At 44.7% G+C, this 15633-nt stretch carries 15 protein-coding genes; 5 read left to right on the top strand and 10 right to left on the bottom strand.

The genetic code is table 11. The annotated features are described in order from the left end of the window. The first annotated feature begins 64 nt into the window (after nt 1-64). Entirely contained in the window at nt 65-2647 is a 2583-nt protein-coding gene (gene mutS / locus ABWW54_RS10575; RefSeq protein ID WP_353412220.1) for a DNA mismatch repair protein MutS, read from the top strand. A 138-nt stretch (nt 2648-2785) separates the two neighbouring features. Continuing rightward, the gene (gene fdxA / locus ABWW54_RS10570) at nt 2786-3109 is read left to right on the top strand and encodes a ferredoxin FdxA (protein WP_353412219.1); all 324 of its coding nucleotides are present in this window, start codon (nt 2786-2788) and stop codon (nt 3107-3109) included. A 121-nt stretch (nt 3110-3230) separates the two neighbouring features. Here the strand turns inward: fdxA and ABWW54_RS10565 are convergent, their stop codons facing one another. Together ABWW54_RS10565 and ABWW54_RS10560 are read right to left on the bottom strand one after the other, a co-directional pair. After that, nucleotides 3231-3974 (bottom strand): DsbC family protein, encoded by a 744-nt coding sequence (locus ABWW54_RS10565; RefSeq protein WP_353412218.1) that lies wholly within the window; start codon nt 3972-3974, stop codon nt 3231-3233. 69 nt (nt 3975-4043) lie between these two features. Next, entirely contained in the window at nt 4044-4529 is a 486-nt protein-coding gene (locus ABWW54_RS10560; protein ID WP_353412217.1) for a YajQ family cyclic di-GMP-binding protein, read from the bottom strand. 221 nt (nt 4530-4750) lie between these two features. Between ABWW54_RS10560 and ABWW54_RS10555 the strand changes: the two genes are divergently transcribed. After that, complete coding sequence (locus ABWW54_RS10555) at nt 4751-5377, top strand: lytic transglycosylase domain-containing protein (protein ID WP_353412216.1); 627 nt, start codon at nt 4751-4753, stop codon at nt 5375-5377. 21 nt (nt 5378-5398) lie between these two features. Here the strand turns inward: ABWW54_RS10555 and pdxJ are convergent, their stop codons facing one another. From pdxJ to lepA, 7 genes are all read right to left on the bottom strand, one after another. Then, entirely contained in the window at nt 5399-6157 is a 759-nt protein-coding gene (pdxJ, locus tag ABWW54_RS10550) for a pyridoxine 5'-phosphate synthase (protein WP_353412215.1), read from the bottom strand. Nucleotides 6158-6199: 42 nt separating this feature from the next. Beyond that, complete coding sequence (recO, locus tag ABWW54_RS10545; RefSeq protein ID WP_353412214.1) at nt 6200-6931, bottom strand: DNA repair protein RecO; 732 nt, start codon at nt 6929-6931, stop codon at nt 6200-6202. 17 nt (nt 6932-6948) lie between these two features. Beyond that, nucleotides 6949-7863 (bottom strand): GTPase Era, encoded by a 915-nt coding sequence (era, locus tag ABWW54_RS10540; RefSeq protein ID WP_353412213.1) that lies wholly within the window; start codon nt 7861-7863, stop codon nt 6949-6951. Between the two features lie 48 nt (nt 7864-7911). After that, nucleotides 7912-8613, bottom strand: coding sequence for a ribonuclease III (gene rnc, locus ABWW54_RS10535; protein ID WP_353412212.1), 702 nt, complete (start codon nt 8611-8613; stop codon nt 7912-7914). Nucleotides 8614-8644: 31 nt separating this feature from the next. After that, nucleotides 8645-9076 (bottom strand): DUF4845 domain-containing protein, encoded by a 432-nt coding sequence (locus ABWW54_RS10530; protein ID WP_353412211.1) that lies wholly within the window; start codon nt 9074-9076, stop codon nt 8645-8647. Between the two features lie 139 nt (nt 9077-9215). Continuing rightward, nucleotides 9216-10034 (bottom strand): signal peptidase I, encoded by an 819-nt coding sequence (gene lepB / locus ABWW54_RS10525; protein WP_353412210.1) that lies wholly within the window; start codon nt 10032-10034, stop codon nt 9216-9218. Beyond that, nucleotides 10034-11830 carry a translation elongation factor 4 gene (gene lepA, locus ABWW54_RS10520; protein ID WP_353412395.1) on the bottom strand — a complete coding sequence of 599 codons (1797 nt, stop codon included), beginning with the start codon at nt 11828-11830 and terminating at the stop codon, nt 10034-10036. The genes lepB and lepA overlap by 1 nt, the downstream gene beginning before the upstream one ends. A 199-nt stretch (nt 11831-12029) precedes the next feature. Here lepA and nadB point away from each other — a divergent pair, with 199 nt between their 5' ends. Continuing rightward, nucleotides 12030-13685, top strand: coding sequence for an L-aspartate oxidase (gene nadB / locus ABWW54_RS10515; RefSeq protein WP_353412209.1), 1656 nt, complete (start codon nt 12030-12032; stop codon nt 13683-13685). 158 nt (nt 13686-13843) lie between these two features. On the opposite strand, the gene ABWW54_RS10510 is transcribed toward nadB, so the two are convergent. After that, nucleotides 13844-14650, bottom strand: a complete 807-nt coding sequence (locus ABWW54_RS10510) for an esterase/lipase family protein (protein ID WP_353412208.1) — start codon at nt 14648-14650, stop codon at nt 13844-13846. A 183-nt stretch (nt 14651-14833) separates the two neighbouring features. On the opposite strand from ABWW54_RS10510, the gene map reads away from it, so the two are divergent. Continuing rightward, a complete protein-coding gene (gene map / locus ABWW54_RS10505) occupies nt 14834-15604 on the top strand; it encodes a type I methionyl aminopeptidase (RefSeq protein WP_353412207.1) in 771 nt (256 codons plus the stop codon). The last annotated feature ends 29 nt before the right edge of the window (nt 15605-15633 follow it).

Here is a 15633-nt window from a genome sequence, read left to right as displayed (position 1 = left end):
AGCGACCTATTTCGGCTTACGATCTAAACATTGTTTAACAGATTTAATTGACCTTCAGTAACACGTGACAGCTTCCACCGCCCAGACTCAACACACGCCAATGATGCAGCAGTATCTTCGCATTAAGGCCGACTACCCAGACACACTCGTTCTATATCGAATGGGGGACTTTTATGAAGTGTTTTATCGAGATGCCGAGCTCGCTGCGCGGTTATTGGATATCACGCTTACTCAACGAGGAAAGTCCGGCGGTGAGCCAATTCCAATGGCGGGTGTCCCCTTTCACAGTGTGGACCAGTATCTGGCAAAGCTGGTTAAACTGGGTCGTTCTGTCGCAATAGCTGAGCAAATAGGCGACCCTGCCACCAGCAAAGGCCCTGTTGAACGCAAAGTCGTCAGAGTAGTGACTCCCGGCACACTCGTGGAAGACAGCCTGCTGGATGAACGACGAGATAATATTCTCGCCTCCGTCTACGAAAATAACGGCCATTATGGAATCGCGACTCTAGAACTCTCACTAGGTCACTTTAAGGCCCAGCAACTCGATGACTTTGATCAGGTTCTATCTGAGCTAAAACGACTACAACCCGCCGAACTACTGATAGCCGAAACCACGAGCGCGCTTTTGTGCGAACTTTCAAACACAGCTAAGTCAGTGCCTAATTGGTATTTTGATTACGATGTGGCACAAGAAGCACTTTGCAAACAATTTGACACCAAAGACTTAGTAGCCTTTGGCTGCCAAGACTTCCCATTCGCAGTCAGCGCTGCTGGGGCACTCCTTCAGTACGCTAAAGACATGCAGTACGATGCCATGCCTCATATTAACGACATTGGCATCACCCAAAAGAGCGATCACTTAATCATCGATGCAGCGAGTCGTCAAAACTTAGAAATAGAAGTAAACCTATCGGGCGGCAGAGAGTTTACGCTCATTTCGCTAATGGATAAATGCGCCAACCCGATGGGAGCTAGACTTCTGAGGCGGTGGCTACATGGGCCCATCACCGATCAATCAAAGATCGAGCAACGTCAGCAGGCCGTTGCTAACGTAATCGATGACATTGATACGTATGAACTGGCCAAATTGCTACGTAGCTGTGGTGATGTGGAGCGAATTCTAACGAGAATCGCGCTGCAAAATGCACGACCAAGAGATTTGGTGCGATTGCGTCAAGCCTTGCAATGTCTACCTGCACTGAATAACACGCTCGCCGGCTCGAAGACCACGCTGTTAACCCAGGCCACCGACAATTTAGGCCCATTTCCACGCGCGCAGCAACTTCTTGAAGACGCAATCCTGGATGAACCAGCATCGGTAATTAGAGATGGCGGGGTAATTCGTCCGGAATTTGATGCCGAGTTCCACGAACTACATACCCTCAGTAAGAATACAGGGGAATTTTTAATACAGCTTGAGCAGCGAGAACGCGAATCAACCGGCATCAGCACTCTAAAGGTTAAATATAACCGTGTTCACGGCTTTTATATTGAGGTCAGTAAAGCTCAAGGTGAATCAGTTCCCGAACATTATATTCGTCGGCAAACGCTTAAGAACGCAGAAAGATACATAACGGAAGAGCTCAAAGACTACGAAGATAAAGTGTTAAGTGCCAGAGAGAAATCTTTGGCCCGAGAAAAACAACTTTATCAAAATGTCATTGACGACTTACAACCACAGCTACAACAGTTACAAGCGATGGCTCAGTCAATGGCAATGATCGACGTTATTGCCAACTTCGCTGAACGTGCAGTGACACTGAACTTCACTCGCCCCTCAATGACACAAAAAGCGGGCATTAATATTTCCGAAGGTCGTCATCCAGTAGTAGAAGCAAACCAGTCTGCCCCGTTTATCGCCAACGATCTCGTTCTCAATGAATCGACCCGCATGCAAGTTATCACGGGACCCAATATGGGTGGCAAAAGCACGTATATGCGTCAAAATGCACTCATCACACTTCTTGCGCATACTGGGAGCTACGTTCCTGCAAAACAGGCTCAAATTGGCCCTATAGATCGAATCTTTACGCGCATAGGAGCCGCTGACGATCTCGCAGGTGGCCGTTCTACGTTTATGGTCGAGATGACGGAGATGGCAAACATTCTACGTAATGCCTCGCCACAGAGCTTAGTGTTAGTGGACGAAATTGGTCGTGGCACCAGCACCTACGACGGACTCTCACTTGCATGGGCTTGTGCGATCGACTTGGCTAAACGACTTAAAGCTTACAGTTTATTTGCCACCCATTACTTTGAAATTACTGAACTGGCTGACCAACTTGATGACGTCAACAATGTTCACCTAGATGCTGTTGAACATGGTCAGAATATCGTATTTATGTATCATGTTAAGACAGGCCCAGCAAATCAAAGCTACGGTATTCAAGTTGCTCGACTGGCTGGAATTCCGGACCAAGTGCTGTCTGCTGCAAGCTCAAAACTCAGTGAATTAGAATTGGAACAATCAAGCGCTGTTAATCAAGTGAGCAACCAGATAAGCCTAGACTTTGCGACACACGCAGCTCCTCAATCAGAAAACGAAGTTATTAAGAGACTGACGGCACTTGATCCAGACAGTCTAAACGCCCGAGAGGCATTAGATTTGATGTATGAACTCAAAGAAATCGCTCTAAATAAGACTTGAAAACCTTTGTTTAAGCCTCACCATTGATTTGCTTGATTTGAACACATAAAATACGCCTCTTTTGATGGGCGTTGGCCTGAGCTTTTTCATAACAGTAGTATGAAGGGCAAATAGAGTAAGAGAGAATCGGAGAACCGAATGACATACGTAGTTAAAGAAGAATGCATTAAGTGTAAATACACAGATTGCGTTGAAGTGTGCCCAGTAGACTGCTTCCATGAAGGTCCGAACTTTCTAGTGATCGATCCTGAGGAATGCATTGATTGCAGTTTATGCGAACCTGAATGTCCTGTAGGCGCCATCGTTGCGGACGATGATCTGGAATCCAAAGACGAACACTACTTAGAGCTTAACGCCGAGCTGTCGGAGATTTGGCCAGTTATCACTGAGAAAAAACCCGCACTTGAAGATGCCGATGAGTGGGCTGAAAAAGAAGGCAAACTTGAATTGCTGGAACGCTAATAAACAGACCCTAAGCAACGCGTTTTAGCCGTTGCTATTCATTGTTTTATACAATGAACTTGAACAAAAAAAGGAGCCTCTCGGCTCCTTTTTCTTTGCTCGCGCTTTGAGCACCTGAATACTATTCAGCACCCTCGCTACTAATCCCCATTCGGCCAAGTAATTGCGCACTAGGCAGGTAACCTGGAGCACGCGTACCGTCAGCAAAAATAATGGTAGGAGTTCCACTAACGGCCGACTGACGGCCGAGATTGTAAGTGTCTGCAATTGGGTTATCGCAATTTGCGGGCTCGACAAAACGTCCTGACTTAGCATCAGTGAGCGCTTTCTGAGGGTCATCATTACACCATACCGAAACGTATTTCTTGTAACTTTCAGAACCAACGCCTGCACGTGGGAACGCCAAATATCGAACTTGGACACCAGCCTTAGTTAAATCAGGCACCTCTTGATGCAACTTGCGGCAATAACCACAATCAATATCAGTAAAAACCGTGATGTGGTGCTTAGCGTCCTTTGGGCCAAACACAATCATTTTGTCCTTAAAACTATCAAGCTCTTTAGACAGAAACTCTGCCTGCGCAACATCACCCAAATTATCTTTCGTTTTCGAATTATAAAGATCGCCGATTAGAATGTGATCCCCAGCCACATAAGCATACGCAAAGCTTCCTTGGATTCCCAATCGATACACTCCCTCAGCCTCAGTAGAGACAATGTCAGCATCAGTAGCTGCAGGTATCATCTTACTTAATTCTGCACGCACTTTTTCAATATCCGCATCGGAAGCCTTCGCATCTGAGGCGTAAATTGATCCGGCCAACAAAAATAAGCTCGTGACAGCGGATGTGATGATTTTTTTCATATTTTGGTCCTACCTAATAGATCTGTGTGTTTATCTAATTCCTTAATAAGCATAGCTCGGGCTACGCTACTAATCTCTGAAATTGTTAAATTGTAACGGTATACCAGTATCTTCATTACGAAGAAATGCCATTACCGCCTGTAAATCGTCACGCTTTTTGCCAGTGACTCTTAATTGTTCGCCTTGGATCGCCGTTTGAACCTTTAATTTCTGGTCCTTAATTTTTTTAACCAGCTTTCTGCCAAGATCACTGCTTATTCCTTCTTTCATTTCAATAACTTGTTTCGCCTTGTCCATCCCAATTTCTTGAATTTCATTGTAATGCAGACAAGCCAAATCAATACCTCTGCTGGCCAACTTGTTGCTTAATACATCAACAGCTTGCTTTACTTGAAAATCATTATCAGCAAAGACGGTTAATACGCTGCCGGAGAGTTCAACGCGAGCGTCGGTTCCCTTAAAATCAAATCGAGTACTCAGCTCTTTATTAGCTTGGTGCAGCGCGTTACTTAGCTCTGGTTTATCTATCTCGGAAACAACATCAAATGAAGGCATAAGAAAAAGGATTTTTATCGGTTAAAATTAAACGTCTAAGTTTCTAGAATGTATCACAAAACGATTTCGCGACCTACCACAAGGCAAACATACAGAACGACTATCAATGAGACCGAAATTATATTATTTTAATTACCGTCCCTATTGAAAGATTTTGCAAATTGACTAATTCAATGTATTGTTCTGGCGCTGAAACCGCAAGTTCAAGGCTCAACATTTCCATGGCATTTAAACAGACTTATCACTTACTCGTTACCACAAGCTTTGTGCTTTTATTCGCATTAGTGAGTCCTGCGTCAAATGCCGCGGTTTACGTCTATATCAAGCCAGATGGATCAACTCTGATCACCGATAAACGAACAAATCGTAAAGGCTACAAGTTAAAGCGCAGCTATAAGACCAAGCCATATCGCTCTGGTGGAAATAAATCGCCCTATTTTGCTAAACCAATACGTTCGCAATACGACGCCCTTATTGTAAACACCGCTTTAAAATATGGGCTGGAGCCTGCCTTCATCAAAGCAGTGGTTCACGTAGAATCAGCGTTCGATCACATGGCCTTATCTAAGGCCGGTGCCATGGGGTTGATGCAATTAATGCCCGCGACTGCCGCCAGTTATCAGTTAACAAAAAATACTTTCAAACCTGAACCCAACGTGGAAGCTGGTGTTCAACACATGAGAGACCTGATGGACCGTTACAACAATGACATGCGTCTATCGCTTGCAGCCTATAATGCTGGTTCGGGAGCCGTTAGCAAGTACAACGGAATCCCCCCATATAAAGAGACTCAGAATTACGTAGTGAAAGTAATGAAGTTGTATCGCCTCTATAAAAAACAAATATAGTCGCTCAATTTATTTGAATTTTTAAAGCCCATTCCCTTCCGACTCTAGCCTCGCTCCGTTCATTAACTGCTTCATGGCAAACACCGCCTCATAGAAACCGGTTAATGCTGCTCGAGCCACAATTGAATGTCCAATATTCAGGCATTTCAGCTCAGGAATCGCAGCAACAGAAGCCACATTTTGATAATGAAGGCCATGTCCAGCATTGACTTGAAGCCCTAGTTTGGCGGAAAGCTCAGCGCCTTGACGAATTCTGTTGAGCTCCGATTCACGACTCCGCTCATCACACTCTGCATACGTTCCCGTGTGCAATTCGACAATGTCGGCTCCAACGTCGTGACTGGCGCGAATTTGAGACTCATCTGGATCAATAAACAAAGAAACCTTAATGTTTTTTTGTTTTAGACTCGATATATAAGCTGAGAGATGACTCTGTTGATCCACAATATTCAAGCCACCCTCTGTTGTAAGCTCTTCACGCTTCTCAGGCACTAGACAACATTCATATGGCTCAACTTTTAACGCAATCTCTAACATTTCCGCAGTCGCTGCCATTTCAAAATTCATTGGTAACTCGACGCCAGAGCGGATATTAAAAACATCAAAATCTTGAATGTGGCGACGATCCTCACGAAGGTGAACTGTAATGCCATCTGCACCCGCTTTGCGCGCTATTTCAGCGGCTTGCATTGGGTCTGGATAGCTCACGCCTCTCGCTTGCCTTAGAGTCGCAATATGGTCAACGTTAACGCCCAATTCTATACTCTGATGTTCAGTCATAAGATTCTTATTTTAAATAACGTATATACAAAAGATTATCACCTAATCTTGGTGCCGACGGGGAAAGAATAAGTCTCGACTGACAATTCTTTTTTTACCCAAAGTTTGAGCAAGAACCTCTCGCATAAGCAATTTAGCTTGTGATGAATCCGGGTTGTCATCAGCAGAAAAACCGTGCAAGGACTTAATCACTCTCCCGTTGACCGAATTAATTTCTTGCTTAACGAGTCTTACGAACCCCATTCCCGCCTGAAAACGATAAAAAGCATCGTCGTCGATTAATGTCTTACCATCGGACTCCAGTAAAAAGCTAACCTCATAGCCGGTCTCTTTCATCACTACCTGTTCAAAGGCTCGAAGAGTTTCGGCGATTTCCAAATTAGTCTCTAAGCCGTATAGCGCTAATACTGTTTTGTGGTAAGTATCATAAAGCTCACAATGCGGATCATGACGATGCAGCAAATTAACCAACAGCTCATTACAGTAAAAGCCACATACAAGTGCATCTCCTCTTAAGTCCTGACTGAATAAATCAAAACCATTCAAGTCGATTTCCGCAGACGTCAATGTGGGCACCTCGCCTTTCCCCGACCAACTGACTAAAATAGGCTGAAATGCTTGAAGAGCCCCTTTGAGCTTTGATTTCTGACGCCGCGCGCCTTTCGCCATCAAACCGACTCTACCAAAGTCTCTTGTAAAAACCTCGGTTATCCAAGAAGTCTCGCTGTATGGCCGATTTAAGAGGGTGTAAGCGGGCTGTTGAAATACTCGCATGAAAGGGCTCTTTTTATCTAGCTACCTTCATCGTAGCCCAGGCTGTATAAATCTCTGGCGTTGTCCGACCAACCAGATCGCACCTTCACAAAAAGCTCCAAAAACACCTTCTTCTCCAACAATGATTCGCAGTTAAGTCGGGCTGAAGTGCCTATTGCCTTCAATGCCTCGCCCTTCTTACCAATAACCATGGCTTTGTGGGTATCTTTTTCAACCCAAATGTCGGCGTGTATTTGAGCTTTGTCCTCAATCATCTCGAATTGAGTCACTTCCACAGCCGTAGCATATGGTAATTCATCACCTAGACGCCTAAATAACTGCTCTCGAACCAACTCTGAAACTAAAAAGCGAAAACTCCGATCCGTAATTTGATCCTCATCAAAACCTGCCTCGGCTTCAGGTAAATAGTTTTCTAACACGTCCATTAAACGATCGACATTACCGCCCTGCACTCGCCCCATCGCGCAGACAGGCACAATTTCAGCAAACTCAGCCAACTCGTTCGATTCGGCAATCAACGGCAAAACATCATTAATGGACTTCAGCATATCGATTTTATTAATCACCAAAACGATCGGCGTACTAATTTCCTTTAGCGCATTCAAAACAAGTTTGTCGCCCTCCGTCCACCCAGACGCCGTGATCATCATACACACGACGTCCACGCCATCAATGCTGGCTATCGCGGTTTTATTAATCACCTTATTGATGGTCTTTCGGTTAGACTTTTTAGTGACAGAATGAATGCCTGGCGTATCCACAAAAACGATCTGTTTTTCCTCATCAGTGTGAATTCCTAAAATCCGATGCCGAGTAGTTTGAGGTCGATGAGAGGTTATGCTGATTTTCTGCCCGATGATTTGATTCATCAGCGTTGATTTTCCCACATTGGGCTTACCAACAATGGTGACGAATCCAAATTTATGGCTCATAGTAAAACGTCTCTCTTTCAGTAAATAATTTAATTAAGGTTAGCCAGCCTACTTGGCCAACTTACGCTGTTGGTTGATGTAATCAACAAACAAATCTAGTACTTTTTCGGCCGCCGCTTGCTCTGCTGAACGACGTGAACGAGCGGTAGATTTGGCCACTAAGGACAAGCTTTCAAGCCGACACTCAACCGTAAATTCCTGATTGTGTTGGGCGCCTTTGGTATCCACAATTTCGTATTCAGGCAACTCCATCCCCTTTTTCTGCATTGCTTCTTGTAAGCGACTTTTAGGATCCTTATGGGTAGATTCAGCGGAAATAGTTTGAAAATGAGGTTCGAAACGAGTGTAGATAAACTCGCGAGCTCGCTCAAATCCATCGTCCAAATACAAAGCGCCAATCAAACTTTCTACCGTGTCGGCTAATATCGAGTCGCGATTAAAGCCGCCACTCTTCAATTCTCCTTCACCAAGAATCAGGTAGTCCGATAAGGATAATTCTCTAGCAACGATAGCCAGGGTTTCTTTACGAACTAAACTTGACCTCATGCGACTTAGCTTTCCTTCAGCTAAATCTGGATAGTTATGGTAGAGCCAATCAGCAATCACAAACCCGAGAATACTATCCCCTAAGAATTCCAACCGCTCATAGTTTTTCGAGCCACGACTGCGGTGTGTAAGTGCCAGTGACAGTAAGCTGGAGTCCGAAAAGTGATATGCGAGCTTACTCTGTAACGTGTCTAAAGTTTTCACGCGTCAAATTGCAAAAGGAACATAGTAATAATCACTTTTCGCAGCGACCAGTCAAGTCACACTCAACTTTCGGATTGAACTTGGCGACCAGTACTAAGTTGGCTACCAGAGGAACTTCACGCTGATACGCGACTTCCAACGTAAACGTATTTCGACTGCGAGTCATTTTAAGGTCTTTTTTGTAATTGAAAAGTCCACTAGAACCGTCCAAGTAAAGTTGATTTTGCATCCCTTGAACAATTCTGGCTCTGGTTATTCGCTGTAAGTTCTTATCTTCAAGACTGACATACATTGCGTTCTTTACACTTTCATTCCCAGAATAGATTGGCACCAACTGCATAAGAATATAGGCTGCGATAAACACGACGCCCATCACAAACATCATGCTCCACATGGTCCATCCACCCTGTGCGCCAATGTTTGTTAGCTGCTGATTCGAGGTTCTAACTTTATTTGAAATCATTAATCACCACACACATGTATATAGTTATAGCAAATTGCCATTTTGCTTCAGATCTAATTGAATTCTAGACTATCTCAGTTTGCGTAAAGGAACCAGCGGAGAATTTATTGTCACTCACGCAAGTCAGATTTGGCAAACGCTAGTTAGCCGCCTCGACTTCAACAGCCGTGATATTGGTTCCTATTCTTGATGGTTCAAACCCGTCTCCACCAAACCCGTAGTGCATCCAGATGAAAAAAGCCTTACCAACTATATTTTCATCGGGCACGAAGGTGAACGCAGGGCTTCTGCTGTCAGCGCTATTATCGCGATTATCGCCCATGACAAAATAATGGCCTTCTGGCACTACCCACGTTCCAGAAATGCTAGTCCGGCGAACGTATCGACCGTTGGCATTGAGAATAGGAAATTTAACTTTGGTGCCATCAGTTCGAGCTATTGTTTGATCAAACGTCAAACTTTCCTCGCTCTCACCGTATGGGAGGTAAGTGCCGGTCGCCGTCTTTTCAACCTTTTTACCATTAACGTACAGCTGTTTACGCCGCTCATCATATCGTATGACGTCGCCTGGCACACCGATAAGCCTCTTTATGTAGTTCAAACTTGGCTGTGGAGGATACCTAAACACAACAATATCACCACGATCGGGCTCATTCATGTCTAACACCTTTTTATGTAGAATTGGCAACCTGACACCGTAGCTGAACTTATTAACCAAAATAAAATCGCCAACCTCTAAGTTCGATAACATGGAACCTGAGGGTATTCGAAACGGCTCAGCAACAAACCCTCTCAATAAAAATACCAATAACAAAACTGGGAAAAATGAACGCGCGTAATCCAGCGCCACGGGTTCTGGGTCTTGTTGTGCTGGTTCTGGGTTAATAAAGCGGTAATAGAGCATCACTACCGCGCAAACGCAGATTACTGAAAACAGTATAATTTCAAATAGTTGCATTAGTCGTCCGTTGTTTTTAGTACAGCGAGGAAAGCCTCTTGAGGTATTTCAACAGAACCAATTTGCTTCATTCTCTTCTTACCTTCTTTTTGTTTTTCTAACAGTTTACGCTTACGCGACGCATCACCACCATAACACTTGGCCGTCACATTTTTACGAAGTGCTTTAACCGTTTCACGGGCTATTACTTTAGAACCAATTGCAGCTTGAATTGCCACATCAAACATTTGTCGTGGTATCAACTCTCGCATGCGTTTTACAAGTTCCCTACCCCGATAAATAGACTGTTCACGATGCACAAGAATGGCAAGCGGATCCACAGGATCACCATTAATCAGAACATCAACTTTAACCATATCTGACGCGCGATACTCCTTTACTTCATAATCAAGCGACGCATAACCTCGGCTCACTGACTTAAGTCGATCAAAGAAATCCATCACCACCTCATTTAGCGGCAATTCAAAGTTCAACATAACTTGTCGACCGAGATACTGAATATTTTTTTGTATCCCTCGTTTTTCAATACACAGCGTCATGACGGCCCCAATATATTCTTCGGGCATCAGCATATTTGCTTCAATGATGGGCTCTCGGATCTCCTCAATTCTAGACAAATCGGGTAAGGCAGACGGATTATCCACCTCGAGCTCGTCACCATTCTTTAACAATACGTCATACACCACGGTCGGCGCCGTAGTGATCAAATCCATGTCATATTCGCGTTCAAGACGCTCTTGAATGATCTCCATATGGAGCATTCCTAAGAAGCCACAACGAAACCCCAAGCCTAACGCATCAGACACTTCTGGATCGTAAATTAGAGAAGCGTCATTCAAGCTCAATTTGCCGAGGGCATCACGAAAAGAATCGTAGTCGGCCGAGTTGATTGGGTATAAGCCTGCGAAAACTCTTGGCTGAACTTCTTTAAAGCCAGGTAAAGCCACATCAATACCATGTTTGGCATGCGTAATCGTGTCACCGACCTTCGCCCCAGAAATGTCTTTTACACCGGAGATCAAATAACCGACTTCACCGACAAGCAATTCATTTTTCGGCACGCGTTTAGGGGTAAATATACCAAGGTCTTCTACTTGGTATTCAATTCCCGAGGACATCATCTTGATTTTTTCACGCTTTTTAATGGATCCAGAAATAATTCGAATAAGCGCAACGGTTCCAAGGTAGTTATCAAACCATGAATCCATGATCAATGCTGACATAGGAGCCGCCATATCACCCTCGGGCGCTGGCAGTTCTTTAACAATTTGCTCAAGCAAGTCTTCTATGCCAATTCCATTCTTGGCGCTGACATGCAAGGCACCGGAGCAGTCGATGCCCACAACGTCTTCAATTTCCTCGCTTACTCTGTCCACATCAGCCGCAGGCAGGTCAATTTTATTCAATACCGGTAGAACTTCTAAACCGAGATCAACAGCGGTATAACAATTAGCCACCGTTTGAGCCTCGACTCCCTGTGATGCATCCACCACCAACAACGCACCTTCACAAGCGGTTAGCGATCTGGAAACTTCATAAGAAAAATCGACGTGCCCTGGCGTGTCTATCATGTTCAGCTGATAGGTGTGCCCGTCTACCTTAGAGGTGTAGTCCAAAGCCACACTTTGCGCCTTGATCGTGATACCGCGCTCTCGCTCAATATCCATTGAATCTAAGACCTGATCGGCCATTTCTCTATCACTTAAGCCCCCACAATGAGAGATAAAACGATCCGCAATGGTCGACTTGCCATGATCAATGTGCGCGATAATGGAGAAGTTTCGAATTTTACTTATATCGTGCGACATGGCGCGTTTGAACCTGTTTTCATAGCTGTGAAAATAAACAAAACGAGCACCGAGATGCTCGCGACGGAGTATTTTAGCAAACCACGTTAGCGAACACACTCACTTTAGTCACCAGAAGCAAATTTTCGACTTTGTTTTGGTATACTGCCCGGCCAACAGAGCATTTAAAAGCATCATCACCGACACAATGAACAAAAATCACAGCGATGTATTGATAATTGGCGGAGGCGCGGCAGGGTTAAGCTTAGCGCTGCAATTAGCTGAACAAGACATATCCATCACGTTACTGTCTAAGAGCGATCTGACGGAGGGGTCAAGCCTGTATGCGCAAGGTGGAATCGCCGCTGTTTTAGACAAAGACGATAATTTTGAAAACCACATTAGCGATACTCACGTTGCTGGCGCTGGCTTGTGTAAAGATGATGCTGTACGTAAAGTGGTTGAAGGGGCACCAGACGCAATAAACTGGCTGATAGATAAAGGCGTTAAATTCACAATTGAAGAAGGGCCTGAATACGATGGTGTCGATGGAAACTACCATTTAACGCGCGAAGGCGGCCACTCTCACCGACGCGTTATTCATGCAAAAGACGCCACTGGTAGAGAAGTGGAAACAACACTCGAATCGCATGTTCGCCAGCAACCAAACGTAACGATTCTTGAGAATCACATAGCCATTGATCTTATTACTTCTCAAAAACTGAAGAAAAAGGATTCCTCTCGTTGTTTTGGCGCGTATGCGCTGGATATTGATAACAATAAAATCGAAACCTACTCAGCACGCGCTGTCATCCTATCGACTGGCGGTGCTTCGAAAGCCTATCTGTACACTACAAACCCAGACACTTCTACTGGCGATGGCATAGCCATGGCATGGCGTGCTGGCTGCCGTATCGCAAACATGGAATTCGTTCAGTTTCACCCTACTTGCCTCTACCATCCTTACGCCAAAGGGTCTCTCATTTCAGAGGCGGTGCGCGGTGAAGGTGGTCTACTGCGGCTTCCAAACGGTGATCGCTTTATGCCTGAGCACCATCCGCAAGAAGAGCTTGCTCCTCGTGACATTGTTGCCAGAGCCATCGATTATGAAATGAAAAAAGGTGGTTTTGATTCGGTGTTTTTAGACATCAGCCATAAGGATAAAGACTTCATTCTCGACCACTTCCCCAACATCGCTGAAAGCTGCGAAAGTTATGGCTATGACATGACGAGCCAACCCATTCCCGTCGTGCCTGCAGCTCATTACACATGCGGCGGCATTTTAACCGACCTCAATGGTCGAACAGACTTAAAACGGCTCTACGCGGTTGGAGAAAGCAGCTGCACTGGCCTACATGGAGCAAATCGACTTGCTAGTAACTCGTTACTAGAATGCCTAGTGATTGCAGAATCAGCCGCCAAAGATATCGCCACGCGTTTAAACAGACCTGAAAAAGAACAATTCCCCATTCTCCCGGAATGGGACGAAAGCAAGGTCTCAGACCCTGACGAGCGCATTGTGGTATCACACAACTGGGACGAAACGCGACGATTTATGTGGGACTACGTTGGTATTGTTCGCACTAAAAAACGCCTCGAGCGAGCGCAAAATCGAATCAAACTATTGCAAGAAGAAATTGTCGAGTACTACGGCAATTTCAGAGTCAACAGTGACTTAATCGAACTCCGAAACTTAGCCACCATTGCCGAGTTGACGATTGAATGCGCCATGACTCGCAAAGAAAGTCGTGGGCTGCACTATACGTTAGACTATCCTGAGATGAGCGATTTCGCCACTGACACCATACTGACTCCCAACAACTTCGTTGGCCACGCCCCTATCAGAGAGTGGAGTAGCTCTTAGATAGACATTTTTACGGCATGATTGAGCGCGGCGACCAGCTCGCCGCGCAATCTAAGTAACTATCTAAGTAACTATCTAAGTAACTATCTAAGTAACTATCTAAGTAACTATCTAAGTAACTATCTAAGTAACTATCTAAGTAACTATCTAAGTAACTATCAATCAATCGTCGCCGTTGCGGCAAACAATTTAGTTTGAGTACGTTTACTAGGGCGTCGATATATTAGTTTCTTGAAGCCCGCAATGTTAAATCTAGACCAATTCCCTTCTGGCTCGGCCAATCTATTGGCGACGACGTAAAGCGCAAGAGGATTAACCCCTATCCCTAGATGACTTGCGGGTACTTCAACGTTTTCTGTAAACTCGCCGCGTTTTTGCACCGAACCTTCCCACGCCACAATACCGTCGGTTTTTGAATAGATAGATGTCGTGGGCACATCGGGCGGCGTATTCAAACTCAAATATCGAGTCACATCGATTTTATTCGGCTTTCCATTTAACGCTTGGAACAGGCTATGCGCGTTAGAGTGCTTAGTATTTCCAGATATAGGGCTACCGAGTGTAATCACACATCGAATCTTGCCTTTACAAGCCTTCGCAACCTCGCGTGCATAAATGCCACCCAAGCTCCACCCCACCAGAGATACTTTTCGACCGCTTTTCTCGTAAACTTCATTCACAAGCGCAATCATTTCAGCCTCTAGGCTTTCGTTAAATAATAAATTTGTCCCTAAGCCCCACCCATAGGTTCTATAACCTAAATCTTTAAGAAAGCTTCGCAGCGGCCGCGTTGCGCGGTCACTGGATACGAACCCAGGAAACACAACAACAGAATGACCATCACCTTTCTTTAAATATTTGAGAATCGGCTTAAATGCAAAGAAACTCTGCCACTCAAACAGCGCTCGAGGCTCTAATAGACGATACAATCTAAATTGAGCCTGGCGAAACTTACTAAAAGCCATCTGGCACCCCTACCATTATTGTAATTATTACCGCACTATTGTAATTATTACCGCACTTTACCTGCGTGAGCGTTAAAATACGACTTTAATCTTAATCATAGTGTATTGCTCACAAGAACTAAGCCACCTAGGTGTCTTGTTTTGTTACAATATTGATCAGAATAAAGCGATTAGAAAACGATTATGACCGTATCAATTAAAACGCCTGAAGAAATAGAAAAAATGCGCGTTGCTGGACGCCTAGCGAGCGAAGTCCTCGACATGATTGAAGAGTATGTTGTAGCTGGCGTAACCACAGACGAATTAAACACAATTTGTCACAACTACATAGTGGACGTCCAAGGTGGAATTCCGGCCCCTCTAAATTATCGTAGTTTTCCAAAGTCGATCTGCACATCGGTCAACCACGTAATCTGCCATGGTATTCCCGGAACCAAAAAACTAAAAAAGGGTGACATCATTAATATCGATGTCACCGTCATCAAAGATGAGTACCACGGCGATAACAGCCGGATGTATTACGTTGGCAAACCCAGCATTCTAGCTAAACGATTGTCTGAAATTGCCAAAGAAGCAATGCTCATAGGAATCGATATGGTAAAGCCAGGAATTCAGCTCGGCGACATCGGTCACGCCATTCAAAAACACACTGAAAGTAACAATTTTTCTGTTGTTAGAGAGTATTGCGGTCATGGCATAGGCAAAGTGTTTCATGAAGAACCTCAAGTATTACATTATGGTCGACCAGGCACTGGCTTGACTTTACAAGAAGGAATGACATTCACGATTGAGCCAATGATTAACGCAGGCCGCAAAGAAACTAGGCTCCTTTCTGATAACTGGACAGTCGTCACTAGAGATCACTCTCTTTCGGCTCAATGGGAGCACACGCTTCTTGTTACCAGCGATGGATATGAAATTTTGACCAATTCCGAAGGCGCTGTCCTGCCCTAGGTCCTCGTCAACCTCGTCAACACGTAAGG

The organism is Arenicella sp. 4NH20-0111, from assembly GCF_040366405.1.
Lineage (GTDB): Bacteria > Pseudomonadota > Gammaproteobacteria > Arenicellales > Arenicellaceae > Arenicella.
This window is presented reverse-complemented; position numbering and strand designations above follow the sequence as displayed.

Coding starts and splice junctions, on each gene's coding strand:
- fdxA (WP_353412219.1), top strand. CDS start 2,786: ATGACATACGTAGTTAAAGAAGAATGCATTAAGTGTAAATACACAGAT.
- ABWW54_RS10565 (WP_353412218.1), bottom strand. CDS start 3,974: ATGAAAAAAATCATCACATCCGCTGTCACGAGCTTATTTTTGTTGGCC.
- ABWW54_RS10560 (WP_353412217.1), bottom strand. CDS start 4,529: ATGCCTTCATTTGATGTTGTTTCCGAGATAGATAAACCAGAGCTAAGT.
- ABWW54_RS10555 (WP_353412216.1), top strand. CDS start 4,751: ATGGCATTTAAACAGACTTATCACTTACTCGTTACCACAAGCTTTGTG.
- pdxJ (WP_353412215.1), bottom strand. CDS start 6,157: ATGACTGAACATCAGAGTATAGAATTGGGCGTTAACGTTGACCATATT.
- recO (WP_353412214.1), bottom strand. CDS start 6,931: ATGCGAGTATTTCAACAGCCCGCTTACACCCTCTTAAATCGGCCATAC.
- era (WP_353412213.1), bottom strand. CDS start 7,863: ATGAGCCATAAATTTGGATTCGTCACCATTGTTGGTAAGCCCAATGTG.
- ABWW54_RS10530 (WP_353412211.1), bottom strand. CDS start 9,076: ATGATTTCAAATAAAGTTAGAACCTCGAATCAGCAGCTAACAAACATT.
- lepB (WP_353412210.1), bottom strand. CDS start 10,034: ATGCAACTATTTGAAATTATACTGTTTTCAGTAATCTGCGTTTGCGCG.
- nadB (WP_353412209.1), top strand. CDS start 12,030: ATGAACAAAAATCACAGCGATGTATTGATAATTGGCGGAGGCGCGGCA.
- ABWW54_RS10510 (WP_353412208.1), bottom strand. CDS start 14,650: ATGGCTTTTAGTAAGTTTCGCCAGGCTCAATTTAGATTGTATCGTCTA.
- map (WP_353412207.1), top strand. CDS start 14,834: ATGACCGTATCAATTAAAACGCCTGAAGAAATAGAAAAAATGCGCGTT.